This window comes from Aurantimicrobium photophilum (assembly GCF_003194085.1).
GTDB lineage: Bacteria > Actinomycetota > Actinomycetes > Actinomycetales > Microbacteriaceae > Aurantimicrobium > Aurantimicrobium photophilum.
Map to the genome: position 1 here is coordinate 348857 of NZ_CP023994.1, position 18008 is coordinate 366864.

Below are 18008 nucleotides of genomic sequence, written 5' to 3' on the forward strand. Positions count from 1 at the left end.
GCTAGGCTAATCCTCGTGATGATTCGTGTCGATAACTCCCCGCGAGATTATGCCTGGGGTTCGCTGACCGACATCGCAGAACTGCGCGGCAAGGCCCCCACGGGGAAGCCCGAAGCAGAACTCTGGTTAGGTACACATCCAGGTTCACCTACACAAGTTGTGGACCCAGCAGACGCGGGTGGATCTGCCACGATTGCTGACTACCTTGCAGCACGAGGCGAACAGCCTTTGCCGTATTTGCTCAAGGTACTTGCCGCAGCACACCCGCTGTCTATCCAGGCGCATCCCTCACCTGAGCAGGCGCGTGAAGGTTTTGCCCGCGAGAACGCGGCGGGCATTGCTCTAGATGCGCCGAACCGGAACTACCGAGACGACGCTCACAAGCCCGAACTGATCTATGCCCTCAGCGACACCTTCGAAGCTCTCTGTGGTTTCAGAGAAGTTGAGCAGACTATTTCAAAGCTAGAGAGCTTGGCTGCAGCTAACGCCCAGGCTTGTGCTCCCACGTCGGCGCTCGCCGAATTCACTGCCCAACTAGCCCAGCGTGGTGAAGGTTCCATTCGCTGGGCGCTGGATTGGGCGCTGACCGGTGACAACGCGTCAGCACTGGTTGCAGAGATCTCGCAAGCCGGCAAGCTCGTGAAAGATTCACTTCTGATCGAGTTGGCTGAGGATTACCCCGGTGATCCAGGCATCGTTGTTGCTCTGCTTCTGAATAGAGTGACCCTGACCAAAGGACAGGCGCTGTATTTGCCAGCGGGCAATATGCACGCCTATATCCGTGGTCTCGGTATTGAACTCATGGCAGCGAGCGACAATGTGTTGCGTGGAGGACTCACCTCGAAGCACGTGGATGTTCCCGAACTGCTTTCCGTCGTAAGCGACAAAGTTGTTCCGGTGCCCATTTTGGAACCAAGAAATGTGGCTCCAGGCATCGACCTGTTCGTCCCTGATGTTCCGGACTTTGTCCTGGCGCATGTTGAGGTTTCTTCGAAAACGAGTGATTCAGACACCCTTTCTCTCACTCGTCACGCAATTGTTACGTGCACATCAGGAAATGTGACGTTACGAGGCGCAGAATCCTCGCTAAAGCTTTCCCAGGGGGAAAATGCCTTTATTTCCGCGGAAGAACAGGCTATTTCGTTCTCAGGTGCGGGTGAACTCTTCATCGCCCTCTAGGGGATAAACACCTATTTGTTCGCAAAGTCTCCAGCGCGTCTTCAAAGTTTTCAAATCTCGACTTGACGTAAACGAATGACAACGGTGTAATTACTTAGAGCACGCCATGGTGGCGTGCGTAAGACACCGGGGTGGGAGTTCTTTATGGCACCGGAATATCGCGCAAGCGTTCCAGAGAATTGGTTTGTAGATCCAGTTCGATTGGGAGTTCCAGGAACCCCTTCTTCTCGCAACATTGATGTTGACGACAACCCCCTCGCATGGCAGGCAGATGCACTCTGTGCACAGACTGACCCTGAGTCCTTCTTCCCTGAAAAGGGTGGCTCCACTCGCGACGCTAAGAAGATTTGCACCTCCTGCGAAGTTCGCAGCGAATGCCTCGAATACGCCCTCTCTAACGACGAGCGTTTCGGCATCTGGGGTGGCTTGAGCGAGCGCGAACGTCGCAAGCTCCGCCGTCGCGCCTAAGCTGCCTAATCCAGTAGTTTCCTAGCCACGCCCGCCCAATTGGGCGGGTTTTTGGCTTCTCCTGCCTAGGCTGGCAAGGATGAAAACGAGAGTCACTGCGATCATCGTTGCCCGTCAGGGTGGCGAGCACCTCGCGCGAACCCTCGACGCCCTGTCGAAGCAAACCAGACGACCAGACATCGTTCTGGCAGTCGACAATTCAACCAAGAACAACGCTGCTGCACAGCTGCAAGCTTTCGGTGCAGCCCAGGTTTTGACCGGGGGCGGTCGTCTCAGCTTCGGAGAAGCTCTCGACGTGGCCGCCCGGGCATTCCCTGCTGTTTCAGGACCCGATGAGTACCTGTGGTTCTTAGCTCAAGACAGTGCTCCTGAACCCACCGCATTGGCAGAGCTTATCGGTGCCCTGGAAGTATCTCCTTCGGTTGCTGTTGTGGGCCCCAAGCAGATGGACTGGGACCGTCCCGACTACATTCGCGAATATGGCTTGACCATGGCCCAGGGTGGTCGCACTATTTCTCTCGTCGTGGACGAACTCGACCAGGCACAGCACGATCTCGTCTCTGATGTGATGGGTGTGGGTGCGAACGGCATGCTCGTGCGCCAGCAGGTCTGGGAAGAACTAGCTGGTTTTGATCACCATCTCCGCGTCGTGGACGACTCTCTCGATTTCTGTGTCCGTGCACGTCTCGCCGGCCACCGTGTTTCGGTCGTTCCCACCGCTCGCGTCATGAACGCCGGTGACGGTGTCATTGGACCGGTTGGAACTGATAGCTACCGCGCGCGCAAGAAGCGTGCACGTCAGTACCGCTCAGCAGAGCTGTATCGCCGTCTGGTGTATTCCAACAGTGGTGCCTTGTTCTGGCATTGGTTGGGCTTGCTGCCTTCAGCTGTTCTTCGTTCACTGGGTCAACTGTTGGCCAAGCGCCCGGGTGCTGTTTCGGGTGAATTCCGTGCTGCACTCTCAGCTGCCTTCTCAGGTGGTTCGGTTGGCCGCGCACGCAAACTCCTCAAGTCAACCCGTGTGGCATCGTGGAGCTCGATTGCGTCTCTTCGAGTCTCGCGCGCGGATGTTCGCCGCCGCGAATCTCTTGCCCGTGAAGCCATTCAATTGCGCGTTCACGGCGAGAAGAAGCCCCTACATTTCTTCTCTAGTGGTGGCGCGTGGGTTGTTTTGATTTTGGCATTCTTATCCGTCGGAGGGTTCTCCACGTTGGTGGGTGCCAATGCACTCTCGGGCGGAGCACTGCTGCCCCTGGGATCTTCTGTGTCCGATATGTGGGCGCAGACTCTCTGGGGTTGGCGTGATGGTGCCTTCAGCGTGGTGGGACCTGCAGACGGCTTTGCCGGCGTTGTCGCGTTGCTTGGAACGTTGACCTTCTGGCAGCCCAGCTTCTCACTCGTCTTGTTGTGGTTCATGGCTATGCCGCTGGCTGGCTTAGGAGCATGGCTACTTGCAGCCCGATTGACGCAGCGTGCAGGTATTCGTGCCTTCATCGGTTTGGGTTATGGTCTCAGCCCAGCACTCTTGAGCGGCCTGACCGAAGGTCGCCCAGCAGCGGTCATCGCCCATATCCTCCTTCCCTTCCTCTTTTTCGCAGGTATCCGTGCAGCTCGTTCCTGGTCTGCCTCGGCCACAACCGCGCTGCTCTTCGCAGCGATCGTGTCCTGTGCTCCGTCACTGACACCCGCACTTCTTGTGGTCTGGATTGGCACGCTGCTTCTCACCGGCCGCTACGTCCCACGCTTCTTGGCTATCCCTATTCCTGCCGCTGCACTGGTGGCTCCGATTGTGGTGATTCAGGTCTTCGGGCTGAATCTCTTTGGCTTGGCGGCAGATCCAGGTCCTGCCATTGCGAGTGCAACGGCACCGCACTGGCAGTTGGCGCTGGGCTTCCCCACCGAGGGTCTCGGTGGTTGGTTGGAGGCAGCAGGCTTCCTACCCTGGGCTAATCCCGTCGCCAGTGTGTGGGTTGCCATCCTGGTCGGTGTCCTGGTGGCCCTGGCCTTCGTTGGTTTGTTCTCGCAGTACCCCATCCGTGCACAGCTCGCTGTGTTGGTGATGGTCCTCGGTATTGTCACCGCTGTATTCGCGTCAGGTTTCTACGTGTCCTTCAACGGTGGGGAACCTGTTGCGGTGTGGCCAGGCAATGGCCTGAGCTTGGCCTGGCTGGGTCTCATGGTTGCCGCCGGTACAGGAGCATCCATCCTGCGACGCTTCTCGTTTTATCCAGCCGTGGCAGGTATTGCTGCCGTGACTCTGCTTGCTCTTCCTGCACTTGCTGCTTCAAGCCTGGGTAACTCCAAAGTTGTTGCCGGTAACGGTGAAACCCTCCCCGCCTATGTTGTTGCGCAGGCAGCTATTGATCCTCAGGTTGGCACCCTCGTGCTCACACCACAGCCAGATGGAGGTCTCGGTGCCGTGCTCGTGCGCGGAACCGGCATGACGCTGGAAGGCACTTCCTCGTTCGTCACCACTGGCGCTGGCTTTGCTCCGCAGGAACAGATCCTGGCTAATACTGTGAGTAACTTGGCCTCGGTCAGCGGTAATGACTCCACTGAAGAACTTAAGTCTTTGGGTATTTCCTTCGTGGTGCTGACCCCCTCCCTTGCCGAGGTTGGCGAGAAGGTGTCACCTCAGGCTCAGTCCATGTCAGCTCGTGTCAAGGCAACCCTGGATGCCAACGCTGGTGTTGAGATTGTGGGAAAGACAGATGCCGGTTTGCTCTGGCGTTTCCCCGGATATGACCCAGCTGCGATGACGCCACTTCAATCGGCTCTGCCGATTGAACCCTGGCGCATCTTGATCGCATCCGTGCAGGCACTGGTCATTATCTTGACTTTGCTCCTCGCTATTCCCACCGGTGCTGTGATGCCTGATGCGCGCCCCAAGCGTTACCTCCCCGGACTCATCGAAAGCGATGACGAACTGGCCAATATTGACCCACTGGCAGGTGATCAAGATGTCGAAAACAACTAAGGTCATCCGCGCCGGCGTGACAGGCGTCACCGGCCTTGTCAGTGCTGGTGCTGTTGCTCTCGGTATTGCTGCATTGGTGACGCTGCCGCTTCCTGAGTTTGTGGGCACGGCACCCTCACTGAGCATCGCTCCGGTTCCCGCTATTCAACAGCGCGTATGCCCAGGACCACTGGTTGAAGTGATCTCTCAGGGCGCTGAAGACATCTCGTTCTACTCAACGGGGCAAGCACAGTATTCAGAAGAATCCAGCGAAAAGAACTTTGATAACTTCTGGCTCGAATCACCTGATAACCAGAATGACGCACTGTCGGCTGCGCCCAAGATCATTACCGTTCCACCCGGAGTAGATGCAGAATCTGCACCATTGTTGGCTGGAAACCAAACGGAAGTAGCTGCAACAGAGGCACTCTCTGGTTTAGCAGCAGCGGCGTGCACCGAGCCTGCGAACGATTTGTGGCTTGTGGGCGGCTCGACTGAAATTGGTCGCACAACGCTCGTCACACTCTCCAACCCGACAGATGTGACCGCGACGGTGACGCTCGAAGTCTTCTCCGAAAAGGGATACATCGATGCGGTGACCACCGAGGGCATCATTGTGATGCCCGGTGAACAGCGCATCGTCTCTCTCGCTGGCTATGCCCCCGATGCAATTGCACCCGTCGTTCGTGTGATGAGCAATGGTGGTCAGGTTCTTGCCAACCTGCAGCAATCCGTCACCCGCACCCTGGCACCCTCGGGTGTGGAGTGGGTTGCACCCGGTTCAGGCTTGGCAACCCAGCAGATCATTCCTGGTGTTTTTGTTGCGGGTCAGGCTGAACACGATCGCTCCGAAGTGGGCAACGTTGTCAGTGACCTCGAGCCCACCATTCGTGTCCTTATCCCGGGTGAGAAGGACAGCAAAGTCAACGTGACGCTGCTCTCCAGCACAGGAAAGAAGATTGAGTATTCCGCCAACCTTCCAGCAAAGAAGGTCACCCAGCTTCCACTGGCAGGCATCAAGGATGGTACCTACACCGTGATCTTGACTTCGCAAGAGCCACTTGTTGCAGGCATTCGCACCGTCCAAGGAGCTGACACGGGAACGACCACTCCGGCAGCACCCGTGGACCCTGCGGCACCCGTTGTTCCGGCAGCTGCCGAAACCGGTGGTGACTTCACCTGGTTGAGCTCAAGCAGTTTCCTCACTGACCAGATCCTGGTTCCCGTGCCAGCCGGACCTGCACCGACGGTGACGTTCTATAACCCCGCCAACAGAACCGCTGACATCACATTGTCTGCTCAGGGTCAGAAGGACATCACTTTGAAGGTGAAAGCAGGTGAGATGGTGACCTCACCACTGAGTGCAGATACCAAATACAACGTCAAGGGCGTCGAGGGTCTTGTGGGCGGACTGACCTTCAGCGGTTCAGGCATTGGTTCGGCTATCGCCTTGAATCCTGCCAATGTGCTGGGCTCCAGCATCACTGTCTACCCTCGCTAGAAGCCTTTAGGGGCGTAAACGCTCAGGTCCTAGATCCCAGGGGTCTTTACCGAGCAGTTCTGCAACTGCTCTAAAGACAACGCTTTCAATCATCATCTGGCGATGAAGTGGGTCGTCTTTGTGGAGTTTGCTCATGCGCTGAATGGGCACGCGATACAGAACTATGCGTCTGCGTTCGTGATCAACTTTCCAGCGTTCCACTACGCCGTTGACCTCCACTCGTGGGGGAGTTGGTGCCACGTCGAAGTGCACGTCAGCGAGCTCTTCTGCCCACATGCTGCGCAAGTAGTCCACCGTGTGAGCAATGGTGAGCATGAAGGTTTCATAGCGGCCACGAAGCTGAGGCAGGTGTGGACCGGTGACCGGTCCACGCATTCCCCGGCCGTGACGATCACGGCTAAGACCACGGTTGGGAACCGTGCTGGGGAATGTGCTGTCCATGCGCCCATGCTACCTCCGCGCTAACCTGAAAAGCATGGAACGTGTCTGCACCAAAGGTCGCTGCAAGCAGCCAGCGCTGTTCACGCTCACCTATGACTACGACGACAAGCTCGCGGTGATTGGGCCCCTGTCTCCAGAACCTGAATCAGCAGCACATGATTTATGCCGAAAGCATGCACTGGGTTTCACTGCGCCTCAGGGCTGGAACGAGATGCGCCATTTAGACTTATCTAATGAGTAATTCTGCTGTAGACAGCCTGCGTTCCATCGTTAAGGCATATGACGTTCGTGGCCTCGTGGGTGAACAGCTCACCGAAGAGATGGTCGAAGCACTAGCTGCCGGCTTCATTGATGAGATCGATGGTGCTGGTTCTGAGGTCGTTGTTGGCCACGACATGCGTGACTCCTCTCCTGGCTTTGCTGCTGCATTTGCTCGTGGTGCGCAGGCACGTGGTGCAAATGTGGTGAACCTGGGTCTGTGTTCTACAGATGAGACCTACTTCGCTTCGGGTTCGTGGAATGCACCCGCCGCTATGTTCACGGCAAGCCACAACCCAGCTGCCTATAACGGCATCAAGTTCTCTCGAGCTGGTGCTCAAGGAATCAGCCTGGACACCGGCCTCGCTGCCATTCGTGACCGCGCTTGTGACTACCTCGAGAACGGCCTCGAAACAGTGGCCACCCCCGGTTCTTACCGCGAGGTGGATGTCTTGGCTGACTACGCCGGTTACCTTCGCTCGCTGGTTGATCTTTCGGGCATTAAGCCCATCCGCGTTGTGGTCGATGCGGGTAACGGCATGGGCGGCATGACCGTGCCTGCGGTTCTCGGAACAGCAGCAGGGCTTTCTGCTTTGCCCATCGAGATCATTCCGATGTATTTCGAACTGGATGGTAATTTCCCCAACCACGAAGCAAACCCACTTGAGCCCAAGAACTTGGTGGACCTGCAAAAGGCTGTTGTTGAGCACGGAGCTGACCTTGGTCTCGCATTCGACGGTGACGCTGACCGCTGCTTCGTCATCGACGAGAAGGGTGCACCTGTCACTCCTTCTGCCGTTTCTGCGATTGTGGCTCTGCGCGAGATTGCACGCGCAAAGGCTGCAACCCCTGACAAAGAGATTTTCGTCATTCACAACCTCATCTCTTCCAACATTGTGAAAGAGACCATCGCCGGTGCGGGGGCTACGCCAGTCCGCACCCGCGTGGGTCACTCTCTGATCAAGGACCAGATGGCTGCGACCGGTGCGGTGTTCGGTGGTGAGCACTCCGCTCACTACTACTTCAGCAACTTTTGGGGTGCTGACAACGGCATGTTGGCCGCCATGCACGTACTTGCAGAGTTTGGCCACCAGCCCAAGTCGCTCTCTGCCTTTGCGGCAGAGTTCATGCCCTACGCCAGCAGCGGAGAGATCAACTCCACCGTGAGCGACGTGAAGGCAGCCACGCAGCGCGTGCGCGAGGCATTCGCTTCGCGCGGCACGGAAGATGGCCTGGATGGCATGACCATCACCGGGAACACCGCAGAAGAAGAAGCTTTCTGGTGGTTCTCGGTTCGTCCTTCCAACACTGAGCCTCTACTGCGCTTAAACGTGGAAGCCGCGGATGAGCAGACCATGTCTGCCATCCGAGACGAAGTCCTCGCCCTCATCCGCGCATAGCTGACTGCATCGTTATTGAGCCGCAGATCCGGCTCTAAACTTGAAGCATGACTGTGCTGATGCCTACTGCAACCTTTGATGCTCAATCCGGCTTGGAATACAAGGTCGCTGACCTGAGCTTGGCTGAAGCAGGCCGCCACCAGATCCGTCTGGCCGAGAACGAAATGCCAGGCCTGATGGCACTGCGCGAAGAATTCGGTCCCACACAGCCCTTGAAGGGTGCCCGTATTGCGGGCAGCCTACACATGACTGTGCAGACCGCAGTTCTCATTGAGACTCTTGTTGCGCTTGGTGCTCAGGTTCGTTGGGCCAGCTGCAACATCTTCTCAACTCAAGACGAAGCAGCCGCTGCCATTGCAGTGGGCCCAACCGGAACCGTGGAAGCCCCTGCCGGCGCTCCTGTGTTCGCGTGGAAGGGTGAAACCCTCGAAGAGTACTGGTGGTGCACCGAGCGCATCTTTGACTGGTCCGCTGAAGCTTCCGCTGCCGGCGCTGACTGGATCGGACCCAACCTCATCCTCGATGATGGTGGCGACGCTACCCTTCTCGTCCACAAGGGCCGTGAGTTTGAACTTGCTGGTGCAGTTCCTTCTACTACTGCTTCTGACAGCCACGAATATGGCGTGATCCTGGAACTGCTGCGCAAGACTCTGGCTGCGACCCCTTCCCGTTGGCAGACCGTGGCATCTGAGCTCATTGGTGTCACCGAAGAAACCACCACGGGTGTTCACCGCCTCTATGAACTCTTTGCCAAGCAGGAACTTTTGTTCCCTGCCATCAATGTCAACGACTCTGTCACCAAGAGCAAGTTTGATAACAAGTACGGCATTCGCCACTCTCTTCCTGACGGTTTGAACCGTGCCACCGATGTTCTCATCGGCGGCAAGGTTGCCTTTGTCGCTGGTTATGGCGATGTCGGTAAGGGATCTGCAGAGGCTCTGCGTGGTCAGGGTGCTCGTGTGATTGTCAGCGAGATTGACCCCATTTGTGCTCTGCAGGCAGCCATGGATGGCTACCAGGTGGACACTCTGGAGAATGTCGTGGATCAGGTTGACATCTTTGTCACCACGACCGGCAACAAGGACGTGATTCGTCTCGAGCATTTGCTCGCGATGAAGCACCAGGCCATTGTGGCGAACGTTGGTCACTTCGACAACGAAATTGATATGGCGTCGCTGGAAAACCTGGCCGGCACCGAAAAGATCGAAATCAAGCCTCAGGTGCATGAATGGCGTATGCCCAACGGTCGTAGCATCTTGGTTCTTTCCGAAGGCCGACTGATGAACCTGGGCAATGCAACCGGTCACCCTTCCTTCGTGATGAGTAACTCGTTTGCCAACCAGGTGCTTGCGCAGATCGAACTCTTTGTTCGCCGCGAGAACTACCCCGTTGGTGTCTTTGTGCTTCCCAAGCACCTGGATGAAAAGGTTGCTCGCCTGCACTTGGACGCTCTCGGCGTGAAAATGACAACTCTGACTCCTGAGCAGGCTGCCTACATTGGTGTTCCTGTGGAAGGCCCCTACAAGGTTGACCATTACCGCTACTAGTCTCTGGAGACTAGGCTCTAACGCATGAGTGCACGCATTCTGGTTGTAGACGACGACGCCGCATTGGCGGAGATGGTCGGTATCGTCCTGGAAGGCGAAGGCTTTACGCCTTCGTTCTGCGCCGATGGCGCAGAAGCTCTTGCAGCATTCCGGGAGAACAAGCCCGACCTCGTGCTGCTGGATCTCATGCTTCCCGGCTTTGACGGCATTGAAGTCTGTGGTCAGATTCGTCAGGAATCGGGCGTGCCCATCATCATGCTCACAGCAAAGGGTGACGCCACAGATGTTGTTGCTGGTTTAGAAGCCGGCGCAGATGACTATATGGTCAAGCCCTTCAACCCGGGCGAGCTGGTGGCACGTATTCGGACGCGTCTGCGCTCCATGGCACCCAGTGGTGCCACAGCGCAGACCCTGCGTATTGGTGATCTGAGTATTGACGTGGATGGCCACGAGGTCAAGCGCGGGGATGTCTGCATCAACCTCACCCCACTTGAGTTTGATCTTCTCGTTGCGTTGGCATCCAAGCCTCAGCAGGTGTTCACTCGTGAAATGCTGCTGGAGAAGGTGTGGGGCTACCAATACAAGGCAGATACTCGTCTGGTGAATGTTCACGTGCAGCGCTTGCGCAGCAAGGTGGAGTTCGATGCCGATAACCCCACCATTGTCACCACCGTGCGCGGTGTTGGGTACCGTGCCGGAGCTGTGATCTAACGTCGCAATGAAGGTTCGACGCTTCGACTTACTTGGGCTTCCTGCGCGCATCACGCGTGTGTGGCGTCGTTCGCTACAGTTCCGAACAGTCGTGGCCTCGATGGCACTTTCGGGTGTCGCCATCATCTTGGTCGGCCTCTACATGTCCTTCTCGATCAGCAACGACCTCTTTGCCTCCCGATTGAACCAGGTCCTCTCTGAATCACAACGTGCCCAGGTCGCTGCCCAGCGCATCTTCGACTCTTCTGATGCCAGCGACCAAGCATCGATGCAGTCGGTCATGAATGCTGCTCGAACCGCTATTCGTGATTCTTCTTCGAGTGGACTGATTGCGGTCTATCGCGTCCCGGATCAAGAACCCAATCCGCTCGCTCCCCAGAACTTCTCCAGTTCTGAACTCACCGGTGGCGTCATTACTCCCGAGCTCAAGGCTCAAGTGATGACCACTGCGGATCAGCAGTTCTGGCAATCTGTTGAACTTCCCATCAATGGCACCACGGTTCCAGGTGTGGTTGTGGGCTCCCAGCTGGATATCCCTGGTGCTGGTTTGTACGAGCTGTTTATTGGTTATGACTTTGAGCAATCAGAACAAACCCTGTTGTTTGTTCAGCAGGTGTTGTGGTTCTCCGGCTTTGGCCTATTGATTTTGGTTGGCGGCGTGGCCTGGGTGGTCTCGCGCATGGTGGTCTCACCGCTCAAAAACGCAGCAGAGACATCACAGAAGTTGGCTGCTGGTGACCTGGCTGTGCGCATCCCTGAAAAGGGCGAAGACGTCGTGGCCACACTTGCCAGGTCCTTCAACGACATGGCCGGCAGTATGCAGCGCCAGCTCACCGAGCTGGCTGATCTCTCCGTCATGCAACAGCGCTTCGTCTCGGACGTGTCCCATGAGCTGCGCACACCGCTCACCACCATCAAACTCGCGGGTGATGTGCTGTTCCAAGAACGTGAGAACTTTGACGCGAAGACACGTCGCAGTACCGAGCTCTTGAATGCGCAAGTTCTGCGCTTCGAGAAGCTTCTGGGTGATCTTCTTGAAATCAGCCGCTATGACGCCGGAAGTGTAAACCTCGAGCCAGAACCCACCAACGTGGCTGGTCTTGTTCAAGATGTTGTCGGAACCATGACAACCTTGGCCGAGCAGCACGGCTGCGACCTGTCATTGTCTGCCCCTGGTGGTCACTTTGACGCTGATATTGATCCTCGACGCGTGCGCCGTATCTTGATGAACCTCATTGGCAACGCCATTGAGCATGGAGAGAACAAGCCCATCGACATTGCGGTGGACAGTAATGCCACCGCAGTGGCGATTAGTGTTCGTGACCACGGTGTGGGCATGGATGCTGAACAACTGGAGCAAGTCTTTAGTCGTTTCTGGCGTGCAGATCCTTCTCGAAAGCGCACCCTGGGCGGCACGGGTCTCGGTCTGGCTATCTCTCTTGAGGATGCCCGTGTTCACAACGGCCTTCTGGATGTCTGGGCAGCACCAGGGAAGGGCGCATTGTTCCGCTTGACCCTGCCTCGTGATCTTGAGATTCCTATTGCTTCTTCACCCTTGCCTCTCGACCCCACTGAGGAGTCGTGATGGCGATCGGGAAGAGTGTGATCAAAGGAATCACTTTGGCGGTAGCAATACTTTCGCTGTTGGCCTTGACGGCCTGCTCCGGCATTCCACGCTCAAGTGGAGTGAATCAAGGCTCCGCCGTTGTTCCGGTTGAAGATGATGCCATTGAGTTCTTACCTTTGGGGCCTGTGCGCAACGGTTCTATCGAGGAAATCCTCCGAGGCTTTGTTGAAGCGTCTTCGTCGCCCGTCAGTGACTACGCCATTGCTCGCCAGTTCCTCACCCCCGAATTCGCCACAGAGTGGGATGCCACCACGGCAGTAAATGTGGATGCTGGCTTGCGCACCGTCACGCAAACCGGTGACAACACGGGCGAGTTGGTTTATACCCAGAACGCACTGGTTGATGCCCAGGGCAACTATTCAGATGTGACCCCCACCCAGTCGGTGACCAATAGCTACACCTTTGAGCAGGTAGATGGCCAATGGCGCATTAGCTCTGCTCCCAATGGCGTGGTGATGGACCGTTTCACTTTTGATCAGGTTTACCAGGCGCACCCGCTCTATTTCTTTGACTCCACGAACTCTGTGTTGGTCCCTGATGTTCGCTTCTTCCCCGCTGGTGCATCAGCCAGCACTCGCATCACCAAGGCGCTTTTGGCTGGGCCATCTGAATGGCTGTCAGCCAATGGCGCCACTCACACCGCATTCCCTGCCGGCACAGCACTAGTTGCAGACACCGTGCCCGTGTCCAGGGGGACCGCAACGGTTGACTTGAACTCGGCTGCGCTCTCTGCAGATCCCACCGTCATTCGACAGATGAAGCAGCAGCTTTCTGCCAGCTTGCAATCAGTCGACAACATCACAGCCGTCACCATGTTGGTGGACGGGGCAACGTTGAACAACGCCATCTCCAGCACTGTTGATTCTGTTCTGCCCAAGCCGGTCGATTCCAGGCCACTTGTCTTGACCGATAAAACCTTCGGATATTGGACCGGCACTACCGTGGACACCGCCACACAATTAGCACCAACCATGCTTGCTCAACAACCTACTGCCATTACGATTTCAAACGGGAATGTTCTGGCAGCAATCCTCACAGCGCAGGGTGTTTCTTTTGTGAGGAATGGAAATGCAGAGTTGGTGGACACACGTTCCGGATTGATAGCACCTGCTCTGGATAGTTTCGGATATGTGTGGTCGGTTCCTGCCGCGCAACCCAACAAGCTCATGGTCATCCCCACGGACGGCAAACAAATCCCACTCGAAGCGCCCTGGGCAACCGCTGATTCGATTCTGTCGCTCTCGATTTCCCGAGATGGCACCCGCGTTTTGGCGCTGCTGGAAACCAACGGCAGCTACCAGTTGGTGGTGAGTGCTCTTGTTCGTGGAGAGAAGTCAGTTCCCATTCAGTTGGGTGCTCCAGTTACTCTCTCGCTCGCAGCGGGGACTCCCGTTGCTTCTGCGTGGGTGGACTCCACCACGGTGGTGAGTGTGTCCTCGGACGGCGCCTCTTCTCACGTCCGCACGCAAGTCATTGGTGGGCAAAGCGAAGATTTGGCCAAGGTCACCACAGGCACCCCTATTTCGATCGTGGGGGCAAATACGGTCGCAGGTATTCGAATCCTCACCGCAGAAGGCAATGTGCTCACTCAGCGCAGTAGTGCTCAGTGGCTCAGTGCTGTCACGGGTGTGAAAACACTCGCCGTACAGCAATAAGTTCCGAGGAAGTTTTCCACCACTTTAGATCTATGAGCTGAAGCGTGAAATCCTCACAGTCACACTGCAGGGATGTGGACATTCGACGAGTTCAAAGAGCACTGTGCAGATGCTCTGGCATTGGCGCTTCCCATTTCCTGTGCTGGCTGCGATCTTCCAGATCGTAACCTCTGTAAGGAATGCAGAGCAGCCTTAGTTGCAAATCTCCAATACCGCGAGCTCTTTGATGAGGAATCTCTGCAGAGGCTGCCACTGTGGTTTGCTATGGAACTGGGGGAGCCACTGAGTGGCGTGCTGCATCACTTCAAAGAAAAGGGACGAACTTCGGTGGCCAAACATCTGGCCATGCCTCTTCGAGACGCCATGAAGGCCATTTACCACCAAGTGACTTTAGAAAGTTCTTATCCGGTTACGTGGGTAGTTCCGCCCTCAAGCAGGGCAAGTTTTCGTCAGCGCGGGTATTCGCCCATTGGCATGTTGGCAACGGCAGCCGGTGTGCGTCCGCAGAAACTCCTCACCATCAGCAGAAGGAGAGCAGATCAGTCCCAGCTCGGTCGCATGGAGCGCTTTCGCAACATGAAGGGCGTTTACACAGCCAAGCCAGCTGCGAAAGGCACGAGAGTCATCTTGGTTGATGACGTACTGACGACAGGTGCAACCCTGCTGGAATGCGCCCGGGCACTGCGTGCCGGGGGCGCAGAAGTCCTGGGAGCGGCAGTGCTTGCCTACACTCCCAAAAACTTTCAGGACACTCGCAGATAAAAATGCGTGACATAACCGATCAAACAGGACTACATTTTCAAACAACATCGATTGGCGTGAAAGGATCGCCCAAAAGTTGGGCGTAAACGCCAACTACGGGAGGTCGTCATGGAACTCAACTTCATCACTCGTCACATTGAAATCACTGACCGATTCCGTAATTACGTCACCGAGAAGGCCGACAAAATAGAAAAGCTCGCAGACCGTCCACTCGAACTGGATGTCACCGTCAGCAAGCACCACGGCGGTAAGGGACTTGTCGGCGGCGATCACGTCGAACTGAAGCTCGTTGAAGCCGGTCCCGTTCTCCGTGCCGAATCAGATGGCGAAGACAAATATGCCGCCTTTGATCTGGCCATGGGTCGCATGATGGAACAGCTTCGTCGCGCTCGCGATAAGAAGAAGATTCACCACAACGGCCACCAGAAGCCCCTCTCTATCCACGAAGCAAGCGCTGACGCCTTTGCTCAGCTGGACATTGTTCCTGCCACACCTGAAGACCTGGAACGCGTGAACACGGGAGAGCACGCCATCATTCCGTCACCAGCGGCTTAACGGAGAATGCTCACCTCGTCTACAGGCTTCGTACAGACGGGGAAAGCTCATTCCCGGTAGCATTGAGGGCGGTCTTACACGCATGCGTGTGGACCGCCCTTAGCGCTTACTGCGCACACAACTTCCGGAGATATACGTGGCTAACATTCTTGACAAGGTCCTGCGCATGGGCGAAGGTCGAACCCTTCGTAAGCTCGAGAACCTGGCTAAGGCCGTCAACGAACTCGAAGAGGGCTTCATTAACCTCACCGATGAAGAGCTTCGTGCTGAGACCACTGATTTCCGCAAGCGTTACATCGAGGGAGAATCCCTCGACCACATGCTCCCTGAAGCTTTTGCTGCCGTGCGCGAAGCAGCACGCCGCACTATCGGCCTGCGTCACTTCGACGTTCAGCTCATGGGTGGTGCTGCCCTGCACCTTGGCAACATCGCCGAAATGAAGACTGGTGAAGGTAAGACCCTGGTCGCTACCCTTCCCGCCTACCTCAACGCCATTGCGGGTCGTGGCGTTCACGTCGTAACCGTGAACGACTACCTGGCTAGCTACCAGTCAGAACTCATGGGTCGCGTCTTCCGCGCCCTGGGTATGACAACCGGTGTGATCACCGCAGGTCAGGTTCCTGCTGTTCGTCGTGAACAGTACCTGTGTGACATTACCTATGGAACCAACAACGAGTTTGGTTTCGACTACCTCCGCGACAACATGGCGTGGAGTGCTGCTGACAAGGTTCAGCGCGGGCACTTCTTCGCCATCGTCGATGAGGTCGACTCGATTCTCATCGATGAGGCTCGTACGCCTCTGATTATTTCTGGTCCTGCTTCGGGTGAAGCAAACCGTTGGTTCACCGAGTTTGCCAAGATCGCCACCACTCTGGAAGCTGGCGTTGACTACGAAGTCGACGAGAAGAAGCGCACCGTCGGTGTCCTTGAGCCAGGTATTGAAAAGGTTGAGGACTACCTCGGTATCGACAACCTCTACGAATCAGCAAACACCCCGCTGATCTCGTTCCTGAACAACTCCCTCAAGGCCATCGCACTGTTTAAGCGCGACAAAGACTACGTCGTGATGAACGGTGAAGTACTCATCGTGGATGAGCACACTGGCCGTATCTTGGCTGGTCGTCGCTACAACGAAGGTATTCACCAGGCTATTGAAGCCAAGGAAGGTGTTGAGGTTAAGGCTGAGAACCAGACCTTGGCTACTGTCACCTTGCAGAACTACTTCCGTCTCTACGAGAAGATCTCCGGTATGACCGGTACGGCTGAAACAGAAGCCGGCGAATTCATGAGCACTTACAAGATTGGTGTGGTTCCTATCCCCACCAACAAGCCCATGGCACGTGTCGATCAGCCTGACCTTGTTTACAAGAACGAAGTGATCAAGTTTGAGCAGGTCGCCATCGACATTGCTGAGCGTCACGCCAAGGGCCAGCCTGTTCTGGTTGGTACCACCTCGGTTGAGAAGAGCGAATACCTCTCCAAGCTTCTGGCCAAGAAGGGCATCAAGCACGAAGTCCTCAACGCCAAGAACCACGCCCGTGAAGCAGCGATCGTTGCTCAGGCTGGTCGCTTGGGTGCTGTCACCGTGGCCACCAACATGGCCGGTCGTGGTACCGACATCATGCTCGGTGGTAACGCAGAGCACCTCACGGTAACCGCACTTGCATCTCAGGGCCTGAACCCAGCTGAGACTCCAGAAGAGTACGAAGCAGCATGGGAAGCCACCTTCACCAAGGTGAAGGAAGGCGTCCAAGCCGAAGCTGACAAGGTCGTTGAAGCTGGTGGACTCTACGTCCTTGGTACCGAACGTCACGAGTCTCGTCGTATCGATAACCAGCTGCGTGGTCGTTCCGGACGTCAGGGTGACCCCGGTGAGAGCCGTTTCTACCTCTCGCTCACTGATGACCTCATGCGAATGTTCAACTCGGGTGCGGCAGAAGCCATCATGACGCGCAGCAACATTCCTGATGACACTGCGATCGAGTCAGCCATTGTGTCACGCGCTATTCGCTCTGCACAGTCTCAGGTTGAAGCTCGTAACGCTGAAATGCGTAAGAACGTTCTGAAGTATGACGACGTTCTCAACCGTCAGCGTGAAGCAATCTACTCTGACCGTGCACACATCCTTGAAGGTGATGACCTCAAGGATCGCGTACTCGCATTCCTCGAAGACGTCATTGACGAAGTTCTTGCCGTTCACACTTCTGAGGGCAATGGAGATGACTGGGACTTCGACGCTCTCTGGGCAGAGCTCAAGACAATCTATCCTGTGGGCATCACCATCGACGAGGTTATCCAGGAAGCTGGAAACAAGGGCCGCGTGAACAAGGAGTTCATGCGTCGCGAGATCCAGTCTGACGCTGTCGTTGCTTACGCTCGCCGTGAGGAATCACTCGGCGAAACTGCTATGCGTGAACTCGAACGTCGCGTTGTTCTCTCCGTGGTGGACCGCCGTTGGCGTGACCACCTCTACGAGATGGACTACCTCAAGGACGGTATTGGTCTGCGTGCCATGGCACAGCGTGACCCACTCGTTGAATACCAGCGTGAAGGCTTTGCTCTCTACCAGGGCATGATGGCTGCTATCAAGGCTGAATCTGTTGGCTTCTTGTTCAACCTCGAAGTCCAGGTCAACGCCGCTGAGGGCGACCCACAGCACCCCAGCATCGCTGCTAAGGGCCTGGGACAGTCTGAAGACGCCAATGCCCACCTGAGCTACACTGCACCTTCAGAGGACGGTCATGTCGAGGTTCGAGACGACAAGGGTCGTGTTGAGCAGGCAGAGACTGCTCGTGCTCAGCAGGCTGCAGACAACGGCCGCCAGATTGTTCCTGAGGACAACCGTCCAGTTGGCCCAACAGGTGGCGGACGTGGCGCATTCGGTCAATCGACCGGTGGTGCTCCTGCAGGTAACCGCGCAGAACGCCGAAAGAAGAAGTAATTCTCTT

The 18008-nt window shown here is 56.3% G+C and carries 14 protein-coding genes; 13 read left to right on the plus strand and 1 reads right to left on the minus strand.

What is annotated here, in order from left to right; genetic code table 11:
• Nucleotides 1-18: 18 nt before the first annotated feature.
• The 4 genes from manA (at nt 19) to AURMO_RS01850 (ending at nt 6104) form a co-directional block, all read left to right on the plus strand.
• Nucleotides 19-1179: a mannose-6-phosphate isomerase, class I gene (manA, locus tag AURMO_RS01835; protein WP_338021100.1), complete on the plus strand. Its 1161-nt coding sequence runs from the start codon at nt 19-21 to the stop codon at nt 1177-1179.
• Between the two features lie 144 nt (nt 1180-1323).
• On the plus strand, nt 1324-1647 hold the full coding sequence (locus AURMO_RS01840) for a WhiB family transcriptional regulator (RefSeq protein WP_110232887.1): 324 nt from the start codon (nt 1324-1326) through the stop codon (nt 1645-1647).
• A 79-nt stretch (nt 1648-1726) separates the two neighbouring features.
• A complete protein-coding gene (locus AURMO_RS01845) occupies nt 1727-4624 on the plus strand; it encodes a glycosyltransferase (RefSeq protein ID WP_110232888.1) in 2898 nt (965 codons plus the stop codon).
• Nucleotides 4608-6104, plus strand: a complete 1497-nt coding sequence (locus AURMO_RS01850; RefSeq protein ID WP_110232889.1) for a DUF5719 family protein — start codon at nt 4608-4610, stop codon at nt 6102-6104. Before AURMO_RS01845 ends, AURMO_RS01850 begins: the two co-directional genes overlap by 17 nt.
• Before the next feature lie 6 nt (nt 6105-6110).
• Here AURMO_RS01850 and AURMO_RS01855 read toward each other — a convergent pair whose 3' ends face one another.
• Complete coding sequence (locus tag AURMO_RS01855; protein ID WP_110232890.1) at nt 6111-6545, minus strand: metallopeptidase family protein; 435 nt, start codon at nt 6543-6545, stop codon at nt 6111-6113.
• Nucleotides 6546-6579: 34 nt separating this feature from the next.
• Between AURMO_RS01855 and AURMO_RS01860 the strand changes: the two genes are divergently transcribed.
• From AURMO_RS01860 to secA, 9 genes are all read left to right on the plus strand, one after another.
• Nucleotides 6580-6786, plus strand: a complete 207-nt coding sequence (locus tag AURMO_RS01860) for a DUF3499 family protein (RefSeq protein ID WP_110234833.1) — start codon at nt 6580-6582, stop codon at nt 6784-6786.
• A complete protein-coding gene (locus tag AURMO_RS01865) occupies nt 6779-8203 on the plus strand; it encodes a phosphomannomutase/phosphoglucomutase (protein WP_110232891.1) in 1425 nt (474 codons plus the stop codon). The genes AURMO_RS01860 and AURMO_RS01865 overlap by 8 nt, the downstream gene beginning before the upstream one ends.
• A 47-nt stretch (nt 8204-8250) precedes the next feature.
• Nucleotides 8251-9750 (plus strand): adenosylhomocysteinase, encoded by a 1500-nt coding sequence (ahcY, locus tag AURMO_RS01870; RefSeq protein WP_420807777.1) that lies wholly within the window; start codon nt 8251-8253, stop codon nt 9748-9750.
• A gap of 24 nt (nt 9751-9774) precedes the next feature.
• Nucleotides 9775-10461, plus strand: a complete 687-nt coding sequence (gene mtrA, locus AURMO_RS01875) for an MtrAB system response regulator MtrA (protein WP_110232892.1) — start codon at nt 9775-9777, stop codon at nt 10459-10461.
• 7 nt (nt 10462-10468) lie between these two features.
• Entirely contained in the window at nt 10469-12046 is a 1578-nt protein-coding gene (gene mtrB, locus AURMO_RS01880; RefSeq protein WP_110232893.1) for an MtrAB system histidine kinase MtrB, read from the plus strand.
• Nucleotides 12046-13743, plus strand: coding sequence for an LpqB family beta-propeller domain-containing protein (locus AURMO_RS01885; protein ID WP_110232894.1), 1698 nt, complete (start codon nt 12046-12048; stop codon nt 13741-13743). The genes mtrB and AURMO_RS01885 overlap by 1 nt, the downstream gene beginning before the upstream one ends.
• A gap of 72 nt (nt 13744-13815) precedes the next feature.
• Nucleotides 13816-14505: a ComF family protein gene (locus AURMO_RS01890; protein ID WP_110232895.1), complete on the plus strand. Its 690-nt coding sequence runs from the start codon at nt 13816-13818 to the stop codon at nt 14503-14505.
• A 108-nt stretch (nt 14506-14613) separates the two neighbouring features.
• Nucleotides 14614-15060: a ribosome hibernation-promoting factor, HPF/YfiA family gene (gene hpf, locus AURMO_RS01895; protein ID WP_110232896.1), complete on the plus strand. Its 447-nt coding sequence runs from the start codon at nt 14614-14616 to the stop codon at nt 15058-15060.
• 136 nt (nt 15061-15196) lie between these two features.
• Nucleotides 15197-18001, plus strand: coding sequence for a preprotein translocase subunit SecA (secA, locus tag AURMO_RS01900; RefSeq protein ID WP_110232897.1), 2805 nt, complete (start codon nt 15197-15199; stop codon nt 17999-18001).
• Nucleotides 18002-18008 lie beyond the last annotated feature (7 nt).

What these genes read in the sequence shown, in the direction of transcription:
- AURMO_RS01890 (WP_110232895.1), top strand. Translation starts at nt 13,816, where the DNA reads ATGTGGACATTCGACGAGTTCAAAGAGCACTGTGCAGATGCTCTGGCA.
- AURMO_RS01855 (WP_110232890.1), bottom strand. Translation starts at nt 6,545, where the DNA reads ATGGACAGCACATTCCCCAGCACGGTTCCCAACCGTGGTCTTAGCCGT.
- AURMO_RS01865 (WP_110232891.1), top strand. Translation starts at nt 6,779, where the DNA reads ATGAGTAATTCTGCTGTAGACAGCCTGCGTTCCATCGTTAAGGCATAT.
- AURMO_RS01845 (WP_110232888.1), top strand. Translation starts at nt 1,727, where the DNA reads ATGAAAACGAGAGTCACTGCGATCATCGTTGCCCGTCAGGGTGGCGAG.
- mtrB (WP_110232893.1), top strand. Translation starts at nt 10,469, where the DNA reads ATGAAGGTTCGACGCTTCGACTTACTTGGGCTTCCTGCGCGCATCACG.
- AURMO_RS01860 (WP_110234833.1), top strand. Translation starts at nt 6,580, where the DNA reads ATGGAACGTGTCTGCACCAAAGGTCGCTGCAAGCAGCCAGCGCTGTTC.
- hpf (WP_110232896.1), top strand. Translation starts at nt 14,614, where the DNA reads ATGGAACTCAACTTCATCACTCGTCACATTGAAATCACTGACCGATTC.
- ahcY (WP_420807777.1), top strand. Translation starts at nt 8,251, where the DNA reads ATGACTGTGCTGATGCCTACTGCAACCTTTGATGCTCAATCCGGCTTG.
- AURMO_RS01885 (WP_110232894.1), top strand. Translation starts at nt 12,046, where the DNA reads ATGGCGATCGGGAAGAGTGTGATCAAAGGAATCACTTTGGCGGTAGCA.
- AURMO_RS01850 (WP_110232889.1), top strand. Translation starts at nt 4,608, where the DNA reads ATGTCGAAAACAACTAAGGTCATCCGCGCCGGCGTGACAGGCGTCACC.
- mtrA (WP_110232892.1), top strand. Translation starts at nt 9,775, where the DNA reads ATGAGTGCACGCATTCTGGTTGTAGACGACGACGCCGCATTGGCGGAG.
- manA (WP_338021100.1), top strand. Translation starts at nt 19, where the DNA reads ATGATTCGTGTCGATAACTCCCCGCGAGATTATGCCTGGGGTTCGCTG.
- AURMO_RS01840 (WP_110232887.1), top strand. Translation starts at nt 1,324, where the DNA reads ATGGCACCGGAATATCGCGCAAGCGTTCCAGAGAATTGGTTTGTAGAT.